At 37.0% G+C, this 592-nt stretch carries 1 pseudogene; it reads right to left on the bottom strand.

Annotation, left to right across the window (positions count from 1 at the left end):
* Window positions 1–418: pseudogene (locus L656_RS0106120) on the bottom strand (transposase); the annotation flags it as partial.
* Between the last annotated feature and the right edge of the window lie 174 nt (window positions 419–592).

The raw sequence follows: 592 nt of genomic DNA, 5'->3' as shown, positions 1-592 counted from the left end.
TAAACCAGCTGATACTTGCTAGGCGTTCGCGGTATTGTTTAACCGTTTGATTGAAAAAGATGAGTTCAACTTTACTTAGCTTTTCACCTTGTACATATTTTTGCGTTAGCAATGTGCCTTTACAGAGTTTATGCCAGCGAATAATAAGCGCTTTATCATTTAGCCTATTCGCTTTCTTATCATCAACATACAATACTAAATGCGTATGATTACTCATGACGGCATAAGCACATACATCAATGCAAAATATTTTTGCTAATACGAGCAACCTATCTTCAACCCAGCCTCGTCGATGCTCATAAGATTGACCAGTAAAACGGTCTTCACCACACAAAAAAGCACGACGCACGCAACGTGAAATACAGTGGTAGTATTTTGTATCAACCAAACTTACTTGACGCTTTCTTGCGATTGCCATAAGACACCCTGCTTATTTTTTACACTAAATAAAAGCTAGTCTTTAACTTCTAAAAGTGCAAAATTTAGGATGGGTGTCTTGTTTATTATGTTAAACCAGCTGATACTTGCTAGGCGTTCGCGGTATTGTTTAACCGTTTGATTGAAAAAGATGAGTTCAACTTTACTTAGCTTT

The sequence above is a fragment of the Pseudoalteromonas sp. TAE56 genome (assembly GCF_000497955.1).
Classification (GTDB): domain Bacteria; phylum Pseudomonadota; class Gammaproteobacteria; order Enterobacterales; family Alteromonadaceae; genus Pseudoalteromonas.
Note: the sequence above shows the minus strand (reverse complement) of the source record. Positions and strands in the feature narration are given on the sequence as shown.